This is a genomic window from Croceivirga sp. ABH4_376 (assembly GCF_056160685.1).
In genome coordinates, this window is sequence record NZ_JBSWXQ010000004.1 from 141,400 (window position 1) to 160,334 (window position 18,935).

Here is an 18,935-nt window from a genome sequence, read left to right on the forward strand (position 1 = left end):
TTATACTCCTAAATAAAATTTTATCTTGCAACCTAACCAACTAAATAACCTGATGTACAAATTTTTAGCCAAGCTCAATAAACACCTACTCCCCTCTTACGCTAAAAAACAGTTGGATTTGTCCAAGGCTAGCAAACTACAATTAGCAATTATAGCATGGCGTTATTTTGTGACTACTCGTGCTTTAGATTAGTAAGTCATTAACGCTCTCACAGGTATTTCTCCTAATTTATCTTCGCCCTTTAAAAAAGCCAAATGAATTAAAAAATTACACTGTACAATTTCGCCACCAAGTCTTTGCACCAATTCACATACCGCTGCAGCGGTACCACCGGTAGCCAATACATCGTCATGAATTAACACTTTTTCCCCTTTTTCTATAGCATCTACGTGAATTTCCAAGGTATCTGTACCGTACTCCAAATCATAACTTGCAGCTTCCGTAGTGTAAGGTAGTTTGCCTTTTTTACGAACAGGCACAAAGCCTGCGCCCAATTTAGAGGCCAACATTGGCGCAAAAATAAATCCACGGCTATCTACACCTATCACTTTATCCACCTGCTTGCCATCTAAAAAACCAGCCAAGGTATCACATGCTTTGTTCAGCATATCTGGGTTCTTTAAAAGTGGGGTTATATCTTTAAAGACAATGCCTTCCTTAGGAAAATCGGCCACATCACGAATAAATGATTTAAAATCCATTTTTTTGCGCTCTATTTTTGCAGTAAAGGTAAAAAGAAATATATTTGCACCCCTTAAATAAGGCCGCGTGGCGCAACTGAATAGCGCATCTGATTACGGCTCAGAAGGTTGCAGGTTTGAATCCTGCCGCGGTCACTTAAAGCAAAAGTCCATCATTTTCATGATGGACTTTTTCATTTTTGGAAAACATAAACCTACACTTTAAAAGTTTGGAAGAAATGAAAATACGATTGCTCTGCAATTGTACTTTCTATTTTCATGGGAGGACGCAAAGGAACAACCAAGGTAACCCTACCGAGGTCACGAGTTATATAAAAAAGCAAGCTAAAAATTTAGCTTGCTTTGTGTAAATGCTTTTTAAGTGAACTTCTATTCCGTTACTACTTGCAATTGCTTCTTTCTTTTAATGGTATTGGGCACCTTAAATAGCTGCATAAAGGATAGTGTAAGCACCAAAGAGGTAGCAAAGCCCATGATAGCTACGGTAAAATAAACAATTCCCTTAAACTCCAAATTACTGAACCATTGCGCAGAAAGTTGGGCCAGAAAAGCAGGATTTACCTCGGTGGTATATACGGTAAAAAACAAGGTGAAAATTAAAGTAGCCATAAAGCCGGTTATAATTCCTGTTTCAAAACCTTTACGGTAATTAAATGCTTTACCCTCTTCTAACTTTCTGTATTTAATGGCCTCATAAATACCAAAGCCTGTAATAATTCCATTAAAAAGACTGTAAAAAATATTGGTGTGCCAATCAAATAAGGCCAACACCAAAAAATATGCTATTAAAGATCCACTAGTGGCTAACCCAAAGCGGATAGGTAATGTAAAATTTTTCATGATTTCTTTAATTTAAGATTAGTAATAAAATTGATAGTACTAAAAAGATGAATGCGGGTAAGGACTTCTTTATTGGGTCGTTTACCTTAAAATGCATAAAGATTGCACCCGCCATAAGCAGCGCCATGGGTAGGGCACCGTAAAATGTTAAATTAGAAACCCAAATAGAAGCCAATAATAAACTTGCTGCGGTTAGTTTTAAGCCACCTATCAAATACATAATAGGTTCGCTTAAACCATAATTGGCAAATTCATCTTTCATAGAATCAGCGTTGCTGCCACGCCATTGGGTAGGTTTATGAAAACGAAACACCCATACGTTAACGATGCTAATAAAAATAAACACCTTTATTGCAATTAGTATATAGTCCATACTTTAACTTTGTTGATTTGTAATATGTTAGTAATTATTTAATGCAATTATTTCTTAAGGCACTTTTACTTTTTAACTCGCTTAGCTTTTTGTTTTTTGGTCTATCCTGCTTCTTTTCACCTTTTATCAAGATAGAATTTGAACGTTAAAACTTAGCTTCCTATAGGCTTAGCACAGGCATCTTTCAATTAATGGGTTCCGTTGGTCTTTTAATTGGCCTTTATTTCCAATTTTTGGCCTTATTAAGTGCTTTGTGTTTAGCCGTATTACTATTTTCCGGATTTATAATGCGAATCGCTATAAAAGACTCCTTGTTCCTATCCCTTCCCTCTTTACTATTTGCATTACTTAACCTCATCACATTTGTACTTCTATTTTATTTTGTTTAATTAATGTGATATAAACTTAAACATTAATTGTTATTGATTCTGTTAATTAAGCATTAATTTTCTTCCAAAACACCATACTTTATGTGATTTAAAGCTTAAATACATTGTAAAATGTAATAACTTATTCAAATCACAAAATATTATTAATTAAACAAAGACAATTTGCTTTACTAATTTTTGTTTATTTATTTGATATAATTATTAAACAACAGGATATGGATTTATTACTTAAAGCAGAAGAGTTTGAGAAAAGACCAATGAGTCACATGTCTACCAGTGATCGTGTGGAAGCCTCTAGAGAGGCCAAACAATTGGTTTTAGCTATTAATGAAATTTACAAGAAAACGAAAGATAGCAAGCTAATGGAGGCCATGAAACGTATTACCGTTAAAAAACGAAAAATAGAAAAACGATTAAAAGGAACCCCTTTAGTCTAAATTGAAAAGTTATGTTCGGATTATTTAAGAAGAAATCGGAAAAAGCAAAACTACAACAGCAATATGCTAAATTGATGAAAGAGGCGCATACCCTTTCTACGTCTAATAGAAAACTAAGCGATGAAAAAACGTATGAAGCCAATGAAGTTATGAAACAAATAGAACAGCTTTCATAAATTTTGGAACATTGTTTTTAAATATATGTAGCTGTTTTTAGCTTTGCAAGCATGACTTTTAAAATTATGTTTCGTCAAAAATTAAGCATTGGGTTGCTACCCATCTTCTATTTAGTAATTTTTTGTTCTGCTAATGCGCAACGGTATAGTTTTTCCAATGTTTGGGATAATTTAAAACCTGGTACGCGTAAAAATCAATTAATAGAATTTAGAGATTTAAAGGGCAATACCGCTACCCTACCCTTGGTATTAATCAAGGGAGAAAAGGCAGGTAAAACTTTGTCTATTTTAGCTGGTGTCCACGGTTATGAATATCCTCCAATTATTGCCGTTCAAGAATTTTTAAAGGAAATTAATCCGAAAAAATTATCAGGTAACTTAATTGTTTTACCTATAAGTAATATGGGGAGCTTTTACGGAAGGTCCCCATTTCTTAATCCACAGGATGGTGTTAACCTAAATAATGCCTTTCCGGGTAAAGAAAAGGGTACGGTTACACAGCAAATTGCATATTACATAACCAACAATATAATTCCCCTTACCGATATTTTTCTAGATATCCATGGCGGTGATGCCAGTGAAGATTTAATTCCTTTTGTTTGCTATTATAATAACCGCAACCATAATGAAGCAACAGCTATGGCAAAGAATTTAGCTGAACAAAGTGGTTTTACCAATGTCGTGTCTTACCCCTATACTTTAAAAGAAACCGAACCCGCTAAGTACGCTTTTAAACAAGCCGTACAAGATGGCAAAGTTGGTGTAAGTTTTGAAGCAGGTAAATTGGGTACCGTTCAAGAAGAGGCTGTAAAACTTAATAAGGAAGGTATTTACAATGTTCTAAAGACAATGGAAATGTTAGCTGTTAAAGAGCCAGAATCAACCTTGAGCACTTTACGGTATTACAACAATCAATCTTACATAAAAGTACCCCAGAACGGGATATTTTACAGTTCTTTTGTTGCGGGAGATAGGGTTACCAAAGGACAAGAAGTGGGCTATATTACCAACGAATTTGGGCATACCCTTACTAAAATAAATGCCACGGCAACAGGAATAATTCTATACAAAATTGGTACACCACCGGTGGCAAAAGGAGAAACCCTAATGTGTATTGGTATACCGGCAAATGCTAATTAATCCATGCAATTTGCACAAACACCTGTTAAGAGTAATTGTGCCTGCTCCACTCGCTTGTCTGGTAATGCCGGTATTTTTATCTCGTAAGCAATACATTCTACCATTCCACAATTAGTACATTGAAAATGTGGATGTACATCTACATGCTCTTTATGGTTGCAATCTTTGCATTTGGCATAGTGCTTTAATCCATTTACACCTAAAAAAGAATGCACTTTGCCCTCATCTTCCAAACGGTCTAGAATTCTATAAATGGTGGAACGGTTCATTTCTTCCTTAAACTTCTCTACTAAATCCAATACCCCAATTGCATGCTCATAGGTATCAAAAAATTGCGTTACCAACCGTACCGTTTTTGTGGTTCTTACTACTCCCATATCACAAATTTAATGCAAAACAGTTGCAATTACAATCGCTTTGAGTACTTTTGCAATTCAATTGCAATAAAGAAGAATGAACATTACCTTAAAAAAACCAGATACTTTGGGTGCGCTAGCCAGTGCATTATGCTTGCTACATTGTATAGCCACACCATTTTTGTTTTTACTACCTATCGGTTTTGAGTCCGATGTTGTTCCTAACTGGTGGAAGCAGCTAGATGTGTTCTTTCTAGTTATTTCTTTTCTAGCCGTTTTACAAGCAACAAAAACAACAGCTGCCCCACTGATTAAACCTGCCTTGTGGTTGAGTTGGTTTACCCTAACCTTTTTATTGTTGAATGAAAAGTTTGAAGGTTTACCTATACCAGAAATAGCAACCTATGTTGTAGCCATAAGTTTGGTACTACTACATCTGTACAATAGAAAATACTGCCAATGTAAAACCGATACATGTTGTACTAAAAATAGGTAATCAAATACAGTAGTTTTTAGATAGAAGACAACATTGCCCCGTAACACGATTAAATTAAGCCTAAATTCATCTAACAACTATCTTGTTAGCACTATCTTTAAGCTTGTTTTTAGTACAGTTCTATGATTTGTAGTAATGGCCTCACATATCAATATCCTAGTAGCTTATCCCCGCTGGTATTTCCTAATCTAAATTTAGAACAGGCAGAAAGCCTTTTAATATTAGGAAAATCTGGTGTAGGCAAAACAACGCTTTTACATCTTTTGGCAGGTTTGCTAAGTCCGGCTACCGGCAGTGTTACCATAGACAACACAACCATTAATACCTTATCCGATAAGGCACTAGATGCGTTTAGGGGAAAGCACATAGGTATGGTTTTTCAGAACAATCATGCCTTACGTACATTAACCGTATTAGAAAACTTAAAAGCACGTTTGTACTTTTCTAAAAAACCAAGTAACAAAAGTGCACTCTTAGCATTATTAGACGCATTAGGGATTGTAGATTGCAAGAATAAGAAAACAAACGAATTAAGTATTGGTCAATTACAACGCTTGGGTATTGCCTTGGCAGTGGTGCATCAACCTAAAATAATATTAGCAGATGAACCCACATCTAGTTTAGACGACACTAATTGTACTAATGTAATGCAACTTTTGCAAGAGCAGGCTGCAGCAAACAAGGCCAACCTCATCGTTATTACACACGACCAGCGTATTAAAGCGAACTTTAAAAATGTACTATCGCTATGAATACTAGGAAAATAGTACTTAGTAATTTAAAAAATAAACCGCTGTATACTTTTCTCAGCGTTTTTTCACTTTCCGTAAGCATCGCTTTGCTCTTAGGGGTTATCCAGTTAGATGCTTCCGTTCAAAACCAGTTTAAAAATAATTTGGGTGATGTGGACTTGGTAGTTGGTGCCAAAGGCAGTCCTTTACAATTGGTTCTGTCTTCTGTTTTGCATGCAGACAATCCAACCGGTAACATTTTGTATTCTGAGGCTATAAAACTAACGCGCAATCCCTTAATTAAAAATGCAGCCCCTATTTCTTATGGCGATAACTATAAAGGCTACCGTATTGTAGGGACCACCCCAGTCTTTGATTCCTTTTACGCTGCTGAAATAGCAACTGGTACTAGCCCTAAAACTTCTATGGAAGCTGTGATTGGCAGTGAGGTGGCACAAAAATTAGGATTGCAACTGGGTGACACCTTTAAAAGTGCGCATGGGCTTACAGATGAAGCTATGGAAGCACATGATGCCGAATTTAAGGTGGTAGGTATTTATAAGAAAAGTTATAAAGTTTTAGACCGATTAATCATCACTCCCTTAGAAAGTATTTGGGATGTACATAAGCATGAAGAACATGTAGCACATGAAAATGAAGAAGCACACCAACACGAGGCTAAGGAGGTTACTTCCCTGTTGCTTTCTTTCCGAAGTCCGGTAGGATTGCTTACCACACCTAGGATGATTAACGAACAAACAAATATGCAGGCAGCATTACCTAAGTTTGAGTTAGACCGGCTGTTTAAATTTACAGGCGTTGGCATACAAGCCATTTCTTGGATTGCCTATATCATTTTGGTGATTTCTTGCCTTACCATTTTCATTAGTTTGTACAAAATGGTGAAAGACCGCGCGTTTGACCTTGCTTTAATGCGTACCTATGGTGCTAGTAATCTAAAAATAAGTACCATTATTGCCTTTGAAGGGATTATTGTAGTGGTATTATCCCTATTAATTGGTTTTGCTTTAAGTCAACTTGGTTTGCATTTCGTATTTGCTATTTTAAAATCTAGCTTACAGCAAGACATTATGCCCACCTTGCCGCTGCAATCGTTTTTATACACCGTAATACTAATATTGGCTGTAATTTTGATAGGTATTGCAATGGCAATAGTGCCACTATTTAAAATGAATATCTCTAAAATTTTAAGTGATGAAAAATAGATTGATAACCCTGCTTTTATTGTTGGTCGCTACATACTCTTTTGCACAGGTAGAACTAACGTGGAAAGACTTAGCAGATATTACCTATACCGAAAAATATTACCCTGATTATGGTTCTAATTTTTTATATCCAGACTTTAGTAAAAGTATAGAAGAATTACAGGGCAAAGAAGTATCTATTGTTGGTTATTTTTTAGATATAGACCCTAGCGGAAACTTGTTTATCTTATCTAAAAATCCAATGGCGTCTTGCTTTTTCTGTGGTGCCAGCGGTCCAGAAACCGCCATGGAAATTCAGTTTAAATCCAAACCCAACTTCAAAACCGATGACATTGTGGTTATTACGGGTAAACTAAAGTTAAATAAAGACGATGTAGAACATTTCAACTACATTCTAACAGAAAGTACTGGACTAAAAATGAAATAAATAGAACTACTCATGAAATTAATTCAGATAATATTAATTCTTTTTGTTTTAGTAAGTTGTAAAAAAGCACCAACACAGCTTACCAAAATAACCGCAAAAACCACTGTTGTAGACAGCACTGTGGCCAGCACCACTACCATTACAGATTTTGTAGCGCCATATAAAAAGCAATTAACTACTAAAATGGAACAGGTTTTAAGTTACACCCCTATAAACCTGACCAGAGAAGATGGCAATCTACAGAGTACCTTGGGTAATTTAATGGCAGATATGTGCTTGGATATTGCCAATCCACTATACCAAGAAAAGACCAATAATTCCATAGACTTTGCCATGTTCAACAACGGCGGTATACGCGCGCCTATTCCAAAAGGAGCGGTAACCATGCAGCATGCATTTCAATTAATGCCTTTTGAAAATGAATTGGTGGTGGCAACGCTAACGGGGGAAAAGGTAGCGGAATTGGTATCCTTTTTTATTGAAAATAATCGTGCCCATCCCCTATCAAAAGAACTCAACCTAACACTAGATGGTAAGGATTATACCCTAATGATCCACGGTAAACCATTAGACCCAAATAAAACCTATAACGTGCTTACCTCTGACTATTTACAAAATGGAGGAGACCATATGGATTTCTTTAAAAATCCTGTAACCCTTACACCACTAGATTATAAAGTAAGGAATGCCATAATCGACTATTTTAAAAAGACGGACACCTTAAAAGTTAGTTTAGACAACCGGGTAATTATTAGAAAATGAAAAGAAGAAACTTTACAAAACAATTAGGAGGTGCAGCAGCACTAACCGCTTCTGGTTTAATGCTACCCGCTTTTAAGAAAAAGAGTCAAAGGCATATTACCATTTTACATACCAATGACACCCACAGCCATATAGAACCCTTTGAGGCTACCCATTTTAGGTTCGCCAACCAAGGCGGGGTCGCCAAAAGAGCCACCTTAATTGAAAAGGTTCGAAACGAAAACCCGCATACCCTTTTACTGGATGCTGGCGATATTTTTCAGGGTACACCTTATTTCAATTATTTTGGTGGCGAGCTTGAGTTCCGATTAATGAGCATGTTAAAGTATGATGTAGCAACCATAGGAAATCATGACTTTGATAATTCAATAGATGGCCTATACAAACAATTGCCCCATGCTAAATTTGATTTTGTATCTGCCAATTATGACTTCTCCAAAACTGTTTTAGATACACATGTTAAACCCTATAAAACCTTAATCAAGAACGATATTAAAATTGGAATTTTTGGATTGGGTATAGAATTAGAAGGCTTGGTGGGTAAAAAAATGTATAAGGAAACCAAATACTTAGACCCTGTAGAAATGACCCAAGAGATGACCCAAAAATTGAAGCAGACCGAGAAATGTGATTTAATTATCTGTTTGTCGCACTTGGGTTATCATTATAAAGACAATGCTAAAAAAATATCAGATTTAAACTTGGCAAAGGCTACAAAAGATATTGATTTGATTATTGGTGGGCACACCCATACTTTTTTACCCAAACCAACGCTGGTTAAAAACCTGGACAATAAAAATGTCTTGGTAAACCAGGTAGGTGCCTATGGCGTTAATCTAGGTAGGGTTGATTTTTATTTTGATGAAATGAAGAACAGCGAATCTAGTGGAACTTCCATTATTATTTAACTAATGCTAACCCAATAATTGTACTAATCAGCATTAACTACTCTCCAGCGTTACGAACACCTTGCTAAAGTCTTGCTTGGCCAAATCACTTTTATGGATAACGTAAAAAATATCCCCGGCATCTCCCCACTGCATGTCTCCAGAAGAGGTTACGGTAAGTAAGATTACCCAGTCTTCCGGATTTCCTTTTAGGACCAAAGAAGCTTGTAGTTCTGGTGCTTCGTGCTGGGTAAAGCCATGGTTATTCATAGCGTAATTGTACTTATTTAAATCGTTCAATGGATTTTCAAATGTATCATACAAATCGTCCAATAAATCTTCTTCATCTTTTAAACTTTCAGCAGGGCCCTGAAACAGATGGGTATTTACATAACTGGCATACAAGCTAGGTGCGCTGTTCATTTTATTCACCTCTACCTTAAAACCTTGGTAAGCTGTTCCTACCATTTCAAAATAATCATCCTCCTCAAATTCAAATCTTTTTCCTGAGGCTAATTCTTTATTATTTGCCACGTAAATTACCTTGCCAGGATGCTTATCTCCCCCATAAATGTTATGCATGGTTTCTAGAAAAAAGAACAAACTTCCTGTTCTGGGCAAATAGTCTTGTAGGTGGGCAATTGCCTCACAATTTACTTGCCCTATAAATTCATAGCTATAGTTTTCCTTCCCTTCTCTCCAATTTTCTCCAAACTTAGGGTACGGAATATGAGTTGGTAAATCTGGCATGCCACCAAACCTATGGTTGCCAATTTGGTTGTAATCTTCCTTTTGGGTATGGGTAAACCCAATTGCTTTTTTAACCAGATGCGCTAGGGGTGTTTTATACGTATTGAGCTTATACTTTTCTATAACGCTATACACCTGCGGTAGTAAATCCGGGTCATTGACAGACCAATACGCTGAATCTTCCCAAGGCACCAAACCACTACCATCTGCTCCTAAATATTCAAAATTTAACAAACGTTTTTTATCCGCTATATTTAATTCAATATTTTCTATTTCATTAAAAGCTTGCGGCAGTATTTCTAATGGATTACCATCTAGTTTAATGCTTTTTAGTTTAGGCTGATGGCCCAAACTTTCCGGTAAGGTTTTAAGCAAATTGTTTTCTAAACCAATATGTGTAAGCTTTGGTAATTGTATGTTTGTTGGTATAGCCTGTATTTGGTTGTTGGCAACGGATAAATAGGTAAGCTTAGGCAAATTAAATAGGTCACTTGGTAATTTGGTCAGCAAGCAATTGTTAATGCTAAAATGTTCCAGGTTTTTCAATTCGCCTAAAGCTGTGGGTACTTCTTTTACCGAAGCACCGTTAAGATGAAACCGCTTTAATGCTGTAAATGTTCCAATCTCCCCTGGGATTTCCTTTAAGGGCAATTTCTGCTTTTCATAGTATTGTGACCGTTGCGAAACACTAAAATTTTCAAGGTTTTTATAAGCTAAAAACTGTTTAGGCAAGAAAACAAAATCAGGGTTTTCTAAAGCTATATGTCGTACAGTTTCCGGTGTTGCCGTTTGCAACTCTTCTAATGAAGTAAATTGATAGTTGCCCCAATCCAAGTTTTCTGCAGTTATTTTTTTAGCTAGATTTATGGGAAATACCTTATTGTGATAGCTTTTAGACATTTCGCCAGCTACCAACAACCAACCCTCTTTAAATTCAACGGTTCCGTTAAAATCTAGCCGATAATCAAAACCCTGTAATCTGGCATATAGAAATAACGGTGCATTGGTCTTGCCTTCTTCAAACACCAAACTACCCGTGGGTACCCCATTTTTATAGATACCCTTTGCAGGAAATTGTAGGGTTATCTTTCCATCGCCAGGATAATCGTCTAGCAATTGTTTTTTAATTGCTTTTTTATGGTCTTTGGTTTTTGCCGCTAGGTCTACCACAAGCATTTTAGAAAAATCCGGAATACTGGCCTTGCACTCGTCTGGTATAAATTCGAAGGTAAAATCACCAATTTTTAAGTATTCCAATCCATTTTCTGGCATTTTAGGCGTAAAGACTTTCTTCTCGGGTTCCTTAGTTTCAAAAATTTGGTCAAATGCCAATTCCTCTTTTTCAAGCTCCAATAGATGTTGTTGCCAGGCAACTTTTCTGTTCTCTACATTACCAATAATTTCAAGAGAATTAAAGGTTTCTTCTACCCAACTGGCCAAGGTATTACCCTCGTCTTTTTCGTGAATGCCCCTAAATTCCAGATAAAATTCATCGTCTAACAACACGCAGGCAAAGAAGTAAGTAATCTTAAAATGTGTATTTTGAAAGGGTGAGTCGGTATGTGCTTTAACAATATAGGTTTGGCAACCTTTAAATAGTGTTTCTTCGGCATCTAATTTTTCCGATTTATAATAGAGGGACAAACAGGAATCTTCAAACTTTTCTTGCCAGCTATTTCCTGAATAGGTATCTGATTCTAAATCTTGCCTTTTTAAAACCGCAACTTGCAGACTAGGCCACTGGTTCTCGTAGGTTACATTTTTGGCACTTGCCCAAAACCCTATTTTACTTTGGTCATCAACCTCAAAAAAATCTGGATATATTAAAGTAAATAAGTTAGTAGTAGCGGTCTTTGACATAAGTAAAGCGATTTATCTATTAAATATCTTTAAATAACGAGTGCCACAAAAATGCAGTATAAAAGCTTACCGCCCTACCCTGATTTCAGGGAAATAAAAAAGACCGGCTTAAACCGGTCTTTTCTTTACAACTTTTTTAGTTTGACGAGTGCCAAACTGCCAATAATCAGTGTTATTAGCAAAGTGGGTAACAAAACCAATGCCCAGCTAAAATTTTGTTTTAGGGAATAAAACTTAGCTTGGTATTTACTCCAATCAATACTATCTGCAGATTTTTGGTCAAACACCGGTTTGTAGAAACCTTCCCGTAAACTTGCATGAAAATCCGTTAGGGCATCTAGAAATTCTAAGTGACTTAGCATATCTGTACCTGCCAGTTTATTAAAACTTAATTGGGTATGCATGGTAGGCACAAAAAGCGCTACCTTTTCACTTACCGTATTTCGCAAAGCGATTTTCTCTCGCATTTCTGCGCTGGACTCACTAGACTCCAAATCGCCCATAAATTGCATGCCATAATACCAAATCCAACTAAAGCGGTCTTCCGGTACCGTGTAATTTTTATAGGATGGATAAGCTTTAAAAAAGTCGTCCATAGTAGCATCCTTTTCTAAATCCCATTTTTCGTGGTAACCATCTCGCTGCTCTACCATTGCTTCTAAAGCTTCTGGAACTTGATAGGTATTAATCACGTAATTATTGACCATTGCAGGCAATAAAATGGTCAACACTACCCAAACAGAGATTAACGTAAGGGCATTAAAACTTGAGTTTTTCTGAAAGCTGACCACCAATAAGGCCAAGGCACTCCAAAACAGAACATACAATAGACTTTGGAATACTAATGCCCAATAATTAGCTTCCAACGGAATTTGTAATATTACCGCTGCCAAAGCTAGTAGAATTAGTAAGACTACTAGAACAAAACCAACGCGAACAGCCATTTTTTTAAGCAAAAATCCCATTTTACTGGCCGTTTGGGCGGCTAGCATACGCCAAGTGCCCAATTCTTGTTCTTCTGAATAAAGGTTAAAAGTCATGGCAATTAAAACCAAGGGAAAAAGGTAAATAATGACAAAGCCTAAATCTAGATTACCAGACATTAATAGAGACGGATTCTCAAAATCAGTATCGTATTTTTGTGCTTCTAATGTTCTTATGGTCACCGCTTGTAGCAGAGGATTTACATCGCTCTGCCCAATAGAAATCGCACTGATATTGGTAGGTTTTTTCATCAGTGTAAAGCGCAAATAATACAGTACCAACCCTAAATCTTCCGTGTGGTATTCGACATTATTTTTAATGCTTTGCTCTTGAAAGTGTTGGGCAGCAACTATGGCCTTCTCTTGCTTTACCAAATATTGCTTACCAATTAAAATACTGATAATACCAACTGTAAATAAGAGCAGTAAGCTTACCATAAAAATCTTGGTCCTAAAAAAGGATTTGAACAATAAACTATACATCTTAAATGGCTTTTAAGTTGGTTGCTAATCGTACTAATCCTAAAACAGATAGCACGGTCCACAGTAACAGGGCAATGATGGAAATCATTTCGTACTGAAATACTTGCCCAATACTTAAAAAGTGGTATTCAAAGGGCGGAAATTCTTTCCAATAATCACTAGAAATACGGTCTGGACCTTCTTTGCCTTTGTTTGGAATAAGTTCCATTTGCAAACGGTTCATTTCTTGTGCTAGATGGTACCGATACGTTTCTGCTTTATCCTTAAAATGCAAAAAGGATTGAAAATCCGTCCCTGAGAACGCCATGGATAAGTTCTTGATTGCCGAGTATGGATTTACAAAAGCAGACAAACGTTCCAAGTTATTTTGTTTGCCATAAACGACATACAAATCTTCTTGATGCCTTAGATATACCTGTGAGCTTAACCTTTCGCCCTGCGCCATGACAAAACCGCCATAATTGAATGGTAAATCGTTTACATCTGTTACGTTATTAGCTAATAAAACAGAATCTTTCATGGCCTTAAAATGGGGGTCGTCCGGGTCATGACTATCGCCCAATTTTTTTAAATCGTGCTCCACAGCCGTTTCCATTTCAATTTTAGAAGGTGTAGGGTATAAATAATAACCAACCGCTTGCAACGATTTGGGTACTATAATTACAAATAGCAACCAAATACCCAATAATTTTACCAGAGCGCCTTTCGCTGTTTTGCTAAACGCCGAAACCAAGATGGTAATGGCGCTTAATATTGCAAAGAATAGTACGTAAGAAACAAGTAAAACCATGTAGCGGGCTACACTTTCTGCATGTAGCGTATCGTGGTCTTCTGTTAATACAAAAAATAACAACAATAAAAATACCGCTCCTAAGAATACCAAAGAAAGGCTCCATAAACCCAACCATTTACCAAAAACAATTTCTTTGCGTTGTATTCCCTGGCCTATCAATAATTTTAAGGTACCGTTTTCCCGTTCTCTGGCAATGGTAGCAAAGCCGAGATAAAAAATAAGTAAGGGCACAATAACTTTTAGTAACATGGCCAAACTCACTTCGCCAAAACGTAAGAGTCCGGTAGACATACTGGCTTCGGAAAAATTAACCGTATTTTGTTTGTGCGCTTCTAAAAAGACCGCATTCCCCACAAAGTTTTCCATGCCCATATCAAACACACTGAGCACATGCTTTAATCGCAATGCAAAAGAACCATAATGGGCCATGCGGTGTGGGTGTTTATCAGGATTACTCTCCCAGCTCTCTTGCACATTATCCTGTATAGCGTCACGGGTAAAATTCTGCTCATGGTAATTTTCATACCCTGTATAGGCAGAAAACCCCAAGAGTAATGCCATTAGGCCCAAAGCAATACTCATTACTTTAGACCTAAAGGCATCTTTCCAGAATTGCCGCGCTATTAAAACAATTACTTGTTTACGCATATTTAAAATTTATAAGTCGCATTCAACAATACATTTCTTGGTGCACCAGGTCCTAACCTAGACGGATTTAAACCTCCTAACCAATAGGTTTCATCAAATAAATTATTCACTTTTAAGGTCAATTGCATACCTGTATTATTTGGTCTATAATACAAGGCCGCATCAAACACGGTGTAGTCTGGCAATAACAATCTATCGGTATCATAAGTTGGGTTGTACCAAGTAAATCTTTCGTCTACATATTGTGTTCCAAAACCAAGTCCAATTCCATTTAAGGTAGGGTTGGTAAAATCATACCTGGCCCAGATGTTTCCATTATGTTCTGGTGCTCCACCAATACGTTCCCCAATAAACTCCTCAATAGCATCTTCTACAATCTCTGCATCATTATAACCGTAAGATGCAATTACCTGAAAGTTTGGTGTTATGTAACCGGACACGTCCATCTCAAAACCTCTACTGCGTTGTTCCCCTCTAGTTGTTAAGTTATCCAAATCATAGGTGTCTCCTAAAAGGATGTTTTTCTGTTCAATCTCAAAAATGGCTAGGTTGGCAAAAACTTTTCCGTTCAAAAACTCGCCCTTTAAACCAAATTCTTTTAAGCTACTTTCCAAAGGATCAAATCTAGCTGGTGAAGCGGCCCAGAAAAAGCCCTCTGCAGTTGGCGATAAGGAAACCGTATTGGTATGTGGCTGAAAACCTTCTAAATAAGTTACATAGGCACTTATATCATCTGTAACCTCATAAGTTACCCCTAAACGCGGTAAAAAAGCACTTGTAGTGAATTCTTCTTCATCGCCTTCGTAATCAAAAATATCTATAAACCACTCGTATCTTAAATTCACTAAAGCAGAGAATTTACCCACTTTAAATTGATTTTGCAGGTAGATTCCATCACTCGTATTTAAGTTCGCAGGAATGGTAAGCTCCGCCAAATTATAGGCATTGGTATTTCTGGCACCATTAAATGGGTCTGCTAGGTTAAAGTGCGGAACCGCAGGTACGGGCATTACAACACCGTCTACTTCCATTTGTTGGTAATTATCCGGATTACTAGGGTCATAATTAGCTTGACCACCAGCTACAGTTAAATACCTTCTGGCACGTAAAAACCCGGCACCAATTTTACGTTCCCAACGGGTGCCGTCGTACCCCACCAAAATTTTATTGGTGATATTGTTCTTTTTAATATCGTAGGTAAAGAAGGCGCTGTAATTGTCCGTTTCCCAGTATTGCTGTCTTCTATCATACCGCATTCTGGCCAAGGTTGGTATAACGTTACCATCAATATCTACAGCAGTACCATCTACTCGATGCTCTGCCAAATCTTCGTCCCAAGTTTGCTTCATGTATTGTGCATTGAAAGCAAAATTCTCGGTAAATTTCTTGTTGAAATTCGCCATAAAAATCAACTCCTCATTTTTGTAATGGTCATTAGAAGCCCCAACATTTCTGGTGATTGGTGTACTGTTAATGTCATAATTACCATTGATGGCGCCAAAAATGGGTTGTCCCCTATCCAAGTTACCCTCTGCATTATTGTAAATCATTTCTACGTTCAACGAAGTTGATTCATTAGGAATATAACTGAAAGAAGGTGCTATTAGCAAGGCATTGTTATTAACAACATCCCTGAACGAATCTGCCTCTTGAAAAGCCGCATTGAAACGATACAAGAGCGTTTTAGAATCGTTCAAGGGACCGGTAAAATCTGCAGTAGCCCTTAACGTACCAAAACTACCTGCGGTAATAGAAACTTCGTTCCTTTTCTCTAGCAATGGCTTTTTAGTAACCATATTTACCGTACCCCCGGGGTCGGCACTAGAAAAAGTTACGGAAGATGGGCCTTTAATCACTTCTACCCTTTCTAGATGCGAAGTGATGGGTTGTAAAAAGTAATATTGACGGGTACGCATACCATTTACCACTTGTCCGTCATCGGCCTGGGTAATACCTCTAATATTATAGTGGTTGTACAATCCCGTAGGGGCTACATTACTTACCGTTTTTACGGCGTCTACCAACTGAAATGCCTGCCTATCGGCCAAAAGTTCTTTAGTTACTGTGGTCACCGCTTGTGGCAGTTCTTTATTGGCAATAGCTACTTTAGTGGCAGAGAAGGAATAATCACTGTTGTAATCTTGCCTGGCCCTACCGATGACCTCTACAGATTGCAATTGCTGTGCACTTTCTTGTAATTGCAGTGCTCCCAAATCATAGGATTGCCCCGAATTAAAATCTTTGTTTAGTTTAATGGATTTGTAACCGATGTATGAAATGGTTAGTTGGTAGCTTCCAGATTGATTAAGCTTTAAAGTAAAATTTCCATTTTCTCCAGTTACTGTTCCTCCGGAAGATGCACTTGGCCCTGCGTAAGAAACAGTTGCTCCAAATATAGGGTTTGCATTAATGTCTATTACTTTACCCGTTACCGTTTGCCCGAAACTTAGGGAAAATAATAACAAACAGATAATCAATAAGAAAAACTTTTTCATTTGTGATGGTGTTAGTATAGTGTTTAAATAGTTTCTAAATAAAGTTGATTTAGTTTGCCTGCATCTATTTCACTGGCTTTTAGTTGCTGGGCTAGCACACCTTCTTTCATAATACCAATAGTAGTACCTAGCTCTACGGCATTAAAGATGTCGTGAGTAGCCATAAAAATGACCTTACCCATAGCTGCTAGTTCCTTACAGATTTTAGTAAATTCTGCAGTAGCTTTTGGGTCTAACCCAGAGGTAGGTTCGTCCATAAAAATTACTTCTGCATTTTTTGCCAAAGCAACCGCTATCCCCACTTTTTGACGCATTCCTTTGGAATAGGAAGACAATCGTTGGTGGTGTGCTTCTGGTTGTAAATCGGTTTTAGATAAAAAGGCTTCTAGTTCTTGGGTGGTATAGGTATACCCTGCCAACCGACTAAAAAAATCCAAGTTTTCTACGCCACTTAGATTGCCGTACAGCTGTACCGTTTCTGGAATATATGCGGTAAGCGCATTGGTATTGTCTTTACCTACTTCCTTATCCCCAATAAAGGCTTGGCCGCCATCCTTTTTAATAAAACCAAGGAAAATATTGATGGTGGTAGTTTTACCCGCCCCGTTTTGTCCTAAAAGGCAGAAAATTTCTCCTTTTTCTACTGAGAAGGAAATGTCTTTTAAAGCAACCTTACCGTTGTACGATTTGGTTACATTTACTGCTTTAAGCATGTCTATATTATTAAGATTGAAATGAATTTTAATGCGTTTGGGTATTAAGTAACCTAAAACCCAGTAGCTACTAGCAAAATGCTAGATTAGCTTAATGAAGAATCCAAGTATATACTTAACGGATTAAACCAAAGCAATAAAGCTTTGCCCAATCTTATAGGGTAATCAACTAAAAAATTTATGTCTTGGATTATGCCAAATATGGCGGAGGCCGCGTAAAGCGGTAATCGTCCGTGTATTTATGAAATAATACAGGTACCGGACGGTTGACTTTTTCTTTAAGATTTTTAGAAACGTATTGCGAAGGTAATTTTTGTGCAGTTTCTGCCAGTAAAACTGGGGTAAAATTAACTGCGTTGGTAATATCGCAAAGTTCACAATGTTGTACCTCTACCTCATCGGTATCATGGAAAAGCGCATGGCAGCCAGATACCTTTATAAAAAGGAAAAGGGCCATAAAAAACAAAGATGCTATGTGCTTTACTTGGTTCATTGCAAGCCGCTAAAGTATGCAAATACATTTAAATAATATTTGTTCACGGTCTAAAAAATCAATGGAATGCATGTTAACTACCCAACAATGTTAAGTATATACGTGTCTAGTTAAACAATTATACCTAAGAATAGATGGTGATGTAGCTGGCTTATAAAAAATCAAAGATTTTGGCCGAGATAGATAGGTCTCAAATTTAAAGTGGAAAAAAGTTGATTTTTACCTCAGTTCTTTGTTGTAGTGCGTTTTTATTTGTTTTTAAGCCCATAAATTATAAATCCAACCGCTAGAACTATGAGTCCAAATGAGTTTAAAAGTCCGCCAATGGTGGAATAATTATCATTATTTACTCCGTAAAGTTGAAATCCAACTCCTATTATAAGTATTACTAATCCAATGATTGAAACTATTAATGAGATTTTTCCTGCTTTTTTCTTGTCCATAATATTTCTTTGAGTTTATCATTCTAAACTTAGGCCATGTCGAGTTAAATTTCTGATTTGAGTCTTGAAATGCACTACAACGGTAAATGTATGGCAAGTTGCGCCCAAAAAAGTGCATACCGTACGGTTGGGAATAAATATAGGAAATTAAGGTTGAATTTCCGTCTGGAAATTCGACCGCAATTGGCTATACATAATGTTACCAAACGTTTTTTCTCCGTTTTTTTGTTACGTTTAAATTATGCAAAAATCCTATTCTTTTTTTGCACAATTTTGGTGAGTCCATCAATGTATTGAATAAGTCCTTGAAAAGTCCTTTTGCCTATTTTTTA

21 protein-coding genes and 1 tRNA gene are annotated in these 18,935 nt (G+C 36.9%); 11 read left to right on the plus strand and 11 right to left on the minus strand.

What is annotated here, in order from left to right:
* Positions 1-52 precede the first annotated feature (52 nt).
* Positions 53-193 (plus strand): SsrA-binding protein, encoded by a 141-nt coding sequence (locus ACXAGS_RS10810; protein WP_474906677.1) that lies wholly within the window; start codon positions 53-55, stop codon positions 191-193.
* Here ACXAGS_RS10810 and ACXAGS_RS10815 read toward each other — a convergent pair.
* A complete protein-coding gene (locus ACXAGS_RS10815; protein WP_474906678.1) occupies positions 190-702 on the minus strand; it encodes an adenine phosphoribosyltransferase in 513 nt (170 codons plus the stop codon). The two genes, ACXAGS_RS10810 and ACXAGS_RS10815, sit on opposite strands and share 4 nt — an antisense overlap.
* A gap of 61 nt (positions 703-763) precedes the next feature.
* Between ACXAGS_RS10815 and ACXAGS_RS10820 the strand changes: the two genes are divergently transcribed.
* A tRNA-Arg gene (locus tag ACXAGS_RS10820) sits at positions 764-837 on the plus strand.
* Positions 838-1,071: 234 nt separating this feature from the next.
* Here ACXAGS_RS10820 and ACXAGS_RS10825 read toward each other — a convergent pair.
* Positions 1,072-1,542, minus strand: a complete 471-nt coding sequence (locus ACXAGS_RS10825; protein ID WP_474906680.1) for a DUF4199 domain-containing protein — start codon at positions 1,540-1,542, stop codon at positions 1,072-1,074.
* A gap of 7 nt (positions 1,543-1,549) precedes the next feature.
* Positions 1,550-1,915 (minus strand): DoxX family protein, encoded by a 366-nt coding sequence (locus tag ACXAGS_RS10830; protein WP_474906681.1) that lies wholly within the window; start codon positions 1,913-1,915, stop codon positions 1,550-1,552.
* A gap of 604 nt (positions 1,916-2,519) precedes the next feature.
* Between ACXAGS_RS10830 and ACXAGS_RS10835 the strand changes: the two genes are divergently transcribed.
* The 3 genes from ACXAGS_RS10835 (at position 2,520) to ACXAGS_RS10845 (ending at position 4,057) form a co-directional block, all read left to right on the plus strand.
* Positions 2,520-2,741: a hypothetical protein gene (locus ACXAGS_RS10835; protein WP_474906683.1), complete on the plus strand. Its 222-nt coding sequence runs from the start codon at positions 2,520-2,522 to the stop codon at positions 2,739-2,741.
* A gap of 11 nt (positions 2,742-2,752) precedes the next feature.
* Positions 2,753-2,917: a Lacal_2735 family protein gene (locus tag ACXAGS_RS10840; RefSeq protein WP_474906685.1), complete on the plus strand. Its 165-nt coding sequence runs from the start codon at positions 2,753-2,755 to the stop codon at positions 2,915-2,917.
* A gap of 66 nt (positions 2,918-2,983) precedes the next feature.
* Positions 2,984-4,057, plus strand: a complete 1,074-nt coding sequence (locus tag ACXAGS_RS10845; protein ID WP_474906686.1) for a succinylglutamate desuccinylase/aspartoacylase family protein — start codon at positions 2,984-2,986, stop codon at positions 4,055-4,057.
* On the opposite strand, the gene ACXAGS_RS10850 is transcribed toward ACXAGS_RS10845, so the two are convergent.
* Positions 4,054-4,434, minus strand: coding sequence for a Fur family transcriptional regulator (locus ACXAGS_RS10850; RefSeq protein ID WP_474906688.1), 381 nt, complete (start codon positions 4,432-4,434; stop codon positions 4,054-4,056). The genes ACXAGS_RS10845 and ACXAGS_RS10850 overlap by 4 nt on opposite strands.
* Before the next feature lie 76 nt (positions 4,435-4,510).
* Here ACXAGS_RS10850 and ACXAGS_RS10855 point away from each other — a divergent pair, with 76 nt between their 5' ends.
* The 6 genes from ACXAGS_RS10855 (at position 4,511) to ACXAGS_RS10880 (ending at position 8,963) form a co-directional block, all read left to right on the plus strand.
* Complete coding sequence (locus ACXAGS_RS10855; RefSeq protein ID WP_474906690.1) at positions 4,511-4,909, plus strand: MerC domain-containing protein; 399 nt, start codon at positions 4,511-4,513, stop codon at positions 4,907-4,909.
* 122 nt (positions 4,910-5,031) lie between these two features.
* Positions 5,032-5,661: an ATP-binding cassette domain-containing protein gene (locus tag ACXAGS_RS10860; protein WP_474906692.1), complete on the plus strand. Its 630-nt coding sequence runs from the start codon at positions 5,032-5,034 to the stop codon at positions 5,659-5,661.
* Positions 5,658-6,866, plus strand: coding sequence for an ABC transporter permease (locus tag ACXAGS_RS10865; protein WP_474906693.1), 1,209 nt, complete (start codon positions 5,658-5,660; stop codon positions 6,864-6,866). Before ACXAGS_RS10860 ends, ACXAGS_RS10865 begins: the two co-directional genes overlap by 4 nt.
* Positions 6,856-7,293: a hypothetical protein gene (locus ACXAGS_RS10870; RefSeq protein WP_474906694.1), complete on the plus strand. Its 438-nt coding sequence runs from the start codon at positions 6,856-6,858 to the stop codon at positions 7,291-7,293. The genes ACXAGS_RS10865 and ACXAGS_RS10870 overlap by 11 nt, the downstream gene beginning before the upstream one ends.
* A gap of 12 nt (positions 7,294-7,305) precedes the next feature.
* Positions 7,306-8,055, plus strand: a complete 750-nt coding sequence (locus ACXAGS_RS10875; RefSeq protein WP_474906696.1) for a 5'-nucleotidase C-terminal domain-containing protein — start codon at positions 7,306-7,308, stop codon at positions 8,053-8,055.
* On the plus strand, positions 8,052-8,963 hold the full coding sequence (locus ACXAGS_RS10880) for a bifunctional metallophosphatase/5'-nucleotidase (protein WP_474906697.1): 912 nt from the start codon (positions 8,052-8,054) through the stop codon (positions 8,961-8,963). Before ACXAGS_RS10875 ends, ACXAGS_RS10880 begins: the two co-directional genes overlap by 4 nt.
* 33 nt (positions 8,964-8,996) lie before the next feature.
* Here the strand turns inward: ACXAGS_RS10880 and ACXAGS_RS10885 are convergent, their stop codons facing one another.
* The 7 genes from ACXAGS_RS10885 to ACXAGS_RS10915 form a co-directional block, all read right to left on the minus strand.
* A complete protein-coding gene (locus ACXAGS_RS10885; protein WP_474906698.1) occupies positions 8,997-11,552 on the minus strand; it encodes a DUF1963 domain-containing protein in 2,556 nt (851 codons plus the stop codon).
* A 125-nt stretch (positions 11,553-11,677) separates the two neighbouring features.
* A complete protein-coding gene (locus ACXAGS_RS10890; RefSeq protein WP_474906699.1) occupies positions 11,678-13,018 on the minus strand; it encodes a DUF3526 domain-containing protein in 1,341 nt (446 codons plus the stop codon).
* Between the two features lies 1 nt (position 13,019).
* On the minus strand, positions 13,020-14,459 hold the full coding sequence (locus ACXAGS_RS10895) for an ABC transporter permease (protein WP_474906701.1): 1,440 nt from the start codon (positions 14,457-14,459) through the stop codon (positions 13,020-13,022).
* Between the two features lie 2 nt (positions 14,460-14,461).
* On the minus strand, positions 14,462-16,954 hold the full coding sequence (locus ACXAGS_RS10900) for a TonB-dependent siderophore receptor (RefSeq protein WP_474906703.1): 2,493 nt from the start codon (positions 16,952-16,954) through the stop codon (positions 14,462-14,464).
* Positions 16,955-16,977: 23 nt separating this feature from the next.
* Entirely contained in the window at positions 16,978-17,667 is a 690-nt protein-coding gene (locus tag ACXAGS_RS10905) for an ABC transporter ATP-binding protein (RefSeq protein WP_474906705.1), read from the minus strand.
* Between the two features lie 190 nt (positions 17,668-17,857).
* On the minus strand, positions 17,858-18,160 hold the full coding sequence (locus ACXAGS_RS10910; RefSeq protein WP_474906706.1) for a hypothetical protein: 303 nt from the start codon (positions 18,158-18,160) through the stop codon (positions 17,858-17,860).
* A gap of 248 nt (positions 18,161-18,408) precedes the next feature.
* Positions 18,409-18,603, minus strand: a complete 195-nt coding sequence (locus tag ACXAGS_RS10915; RefSeq protein WP_474906707.1) for a hypothetical protein — start codon at positions 18,601-18,603, stop codon at positions 18,409-18,411.
* Between the last annotated feature and the right edge of the window lie 332 nt (positions 18,604-18,935).

Coding starts and splice junctions, on each gene's coding strand:
- ACXAGS_RS10810 (WP_474906677.1), top strand. CDS start 53: ATGTACAAATTTTTAGCCAAGCTCAATAAACACCTACTCCCCTCTTAC.
- ACXAGS_RS10815 (WP_474906678.1), bottom strand. CDS start 702: ATGGATTTTAAATCATTTATTCGTGATGTGGCCGATTTTCCTAAGGAA.
- ACXAGS_RS10825 (WP_474906680.1), bottom strand. CDS start 1,542: ATGAAAAATTTTACATTACCTATCCGCTTTGGGTTAGCCACTAGTGGA.
- ACXAGS_RS10830 (WP_474906681.1), bottom strand. CDS start 1,915: ATGGACTATATACTAATTGCAATAAAGGTGTTTATTTTTATTAGCATC.
- ACXAGS_RS10835 (WP_474906683.1), top strand. CDS start 2,520: ATGGATTTATTACTTAAAGCAGAAGAGTTTGAGAAAAGACCAATGAGT.
- ACXAGS_RS10840 (WP_474906685.1), top strand. CDS start 2,753: ATGTTCGGATTATTTAAGAAGAAATCGGAAAAAGCAAAACTACAACAG.
- ACXAGS_RS10845 (WP_474906686.1), top strand. CDS start 2,984: ATGTTTCGTCAAAAATTAAGCATTGGGTTGCTACCCATCTTCTATTTA.
- ACXAGS_RS10850 (WP_474906688.1), bottom strand. CDS start 4,434: ATGGGAGTAGTAAGAACCACAAAAACGGTACGGTTGGTAACGCAATTT.
- ACXAGS_RS10855 (WP_474906690.1), top strand. CDS start 4,511: ATGAACATTACCTTAAAAAAACCAGATACTTTGGGTGCGCTAGCCAGT.
- ACXAGS_RS10860 (WP_474906692.1), top strand. CDS start 5,032: ATGATTTGTAGTAATGGCCTCACATATCAATATCCTAGTAGCTTATCC.
- ACXAGS_RS10865 (WP_474906693.1), top strand. CDS start 5,658: ATGAATACTAGGAAAATAGTACTTAGTAATTTAAAAAATAAACCGCTG.
- ACXAGS_RS10870 (WP_474906694.1), top strand. CDS start 6,856: ATGAAAAATAGATTGATAACCCTGCTTTTATTGTTGGTCGCTACATAC.
- ACXAGS_RS10875 (WP_474906696.1), top strand. CDS start 7,306: ATGAAATTAATTCAGATAATATTAATTCTTTTTGTTTTAGTAAGTTGT.
- ACXAGS_RS10880 (WP_474906697.1), top strand. CDS start 8,052: ATGAAAAGAAGAAACTTTACAAAACAATTAGGAGGTGCAGCAGCACTA.
- ACXAGS_RS10885 (WP_474906698.1), bottom strand. CDS start 11,552: ATGTCAAAGACCGCTACTACTAACTTATTTACTTTAATATATCCAGAT.
- ACXAGS_RS10890 (WP_474906699.1), bottom strand. CDS start 13,018: ATGTATAGTTTATTGTTCAAATCCTTTTTTAGGACCAAGATTTTTATG.
- ACXAGS_RS10895 (WP_474906701.1), bottom strand. CDS start 14,459: ATGCGTAAACAAGTAATTGTTTTAATAGCGCGGCAATTCTGGAAAGAT.
- ACXAGS_RS10900 (WP_474906703.1), bottom strand. CDS start 16,954: ATGAAAAAGTTTTTCTTATTGATTATCTGTTTGTTATTATTTTCCCTA.
- ACXAGS_RS10905 (WP_474906705.1), bottom strand. CDS start 17,667: ATGCTTAAAGCAGTAAATGTAACCAAATCGTACAACGGTAAGGTTGCT.
- ACXAGS_RS10910 (WP_474906706.1), bottom strand. CDS start 18,160: ATGAACCAAGTAAAGCACATAGCATCTTTGTTTTTTATGGCCCTTTTC.
- ACXAGS_RS10915 (WP_474906707.1), bottom strand. CDS start 18,603: ATGGACAAGAAAAAAGCAGGAAAAATCTCATTAATAGTTTCAATCATT.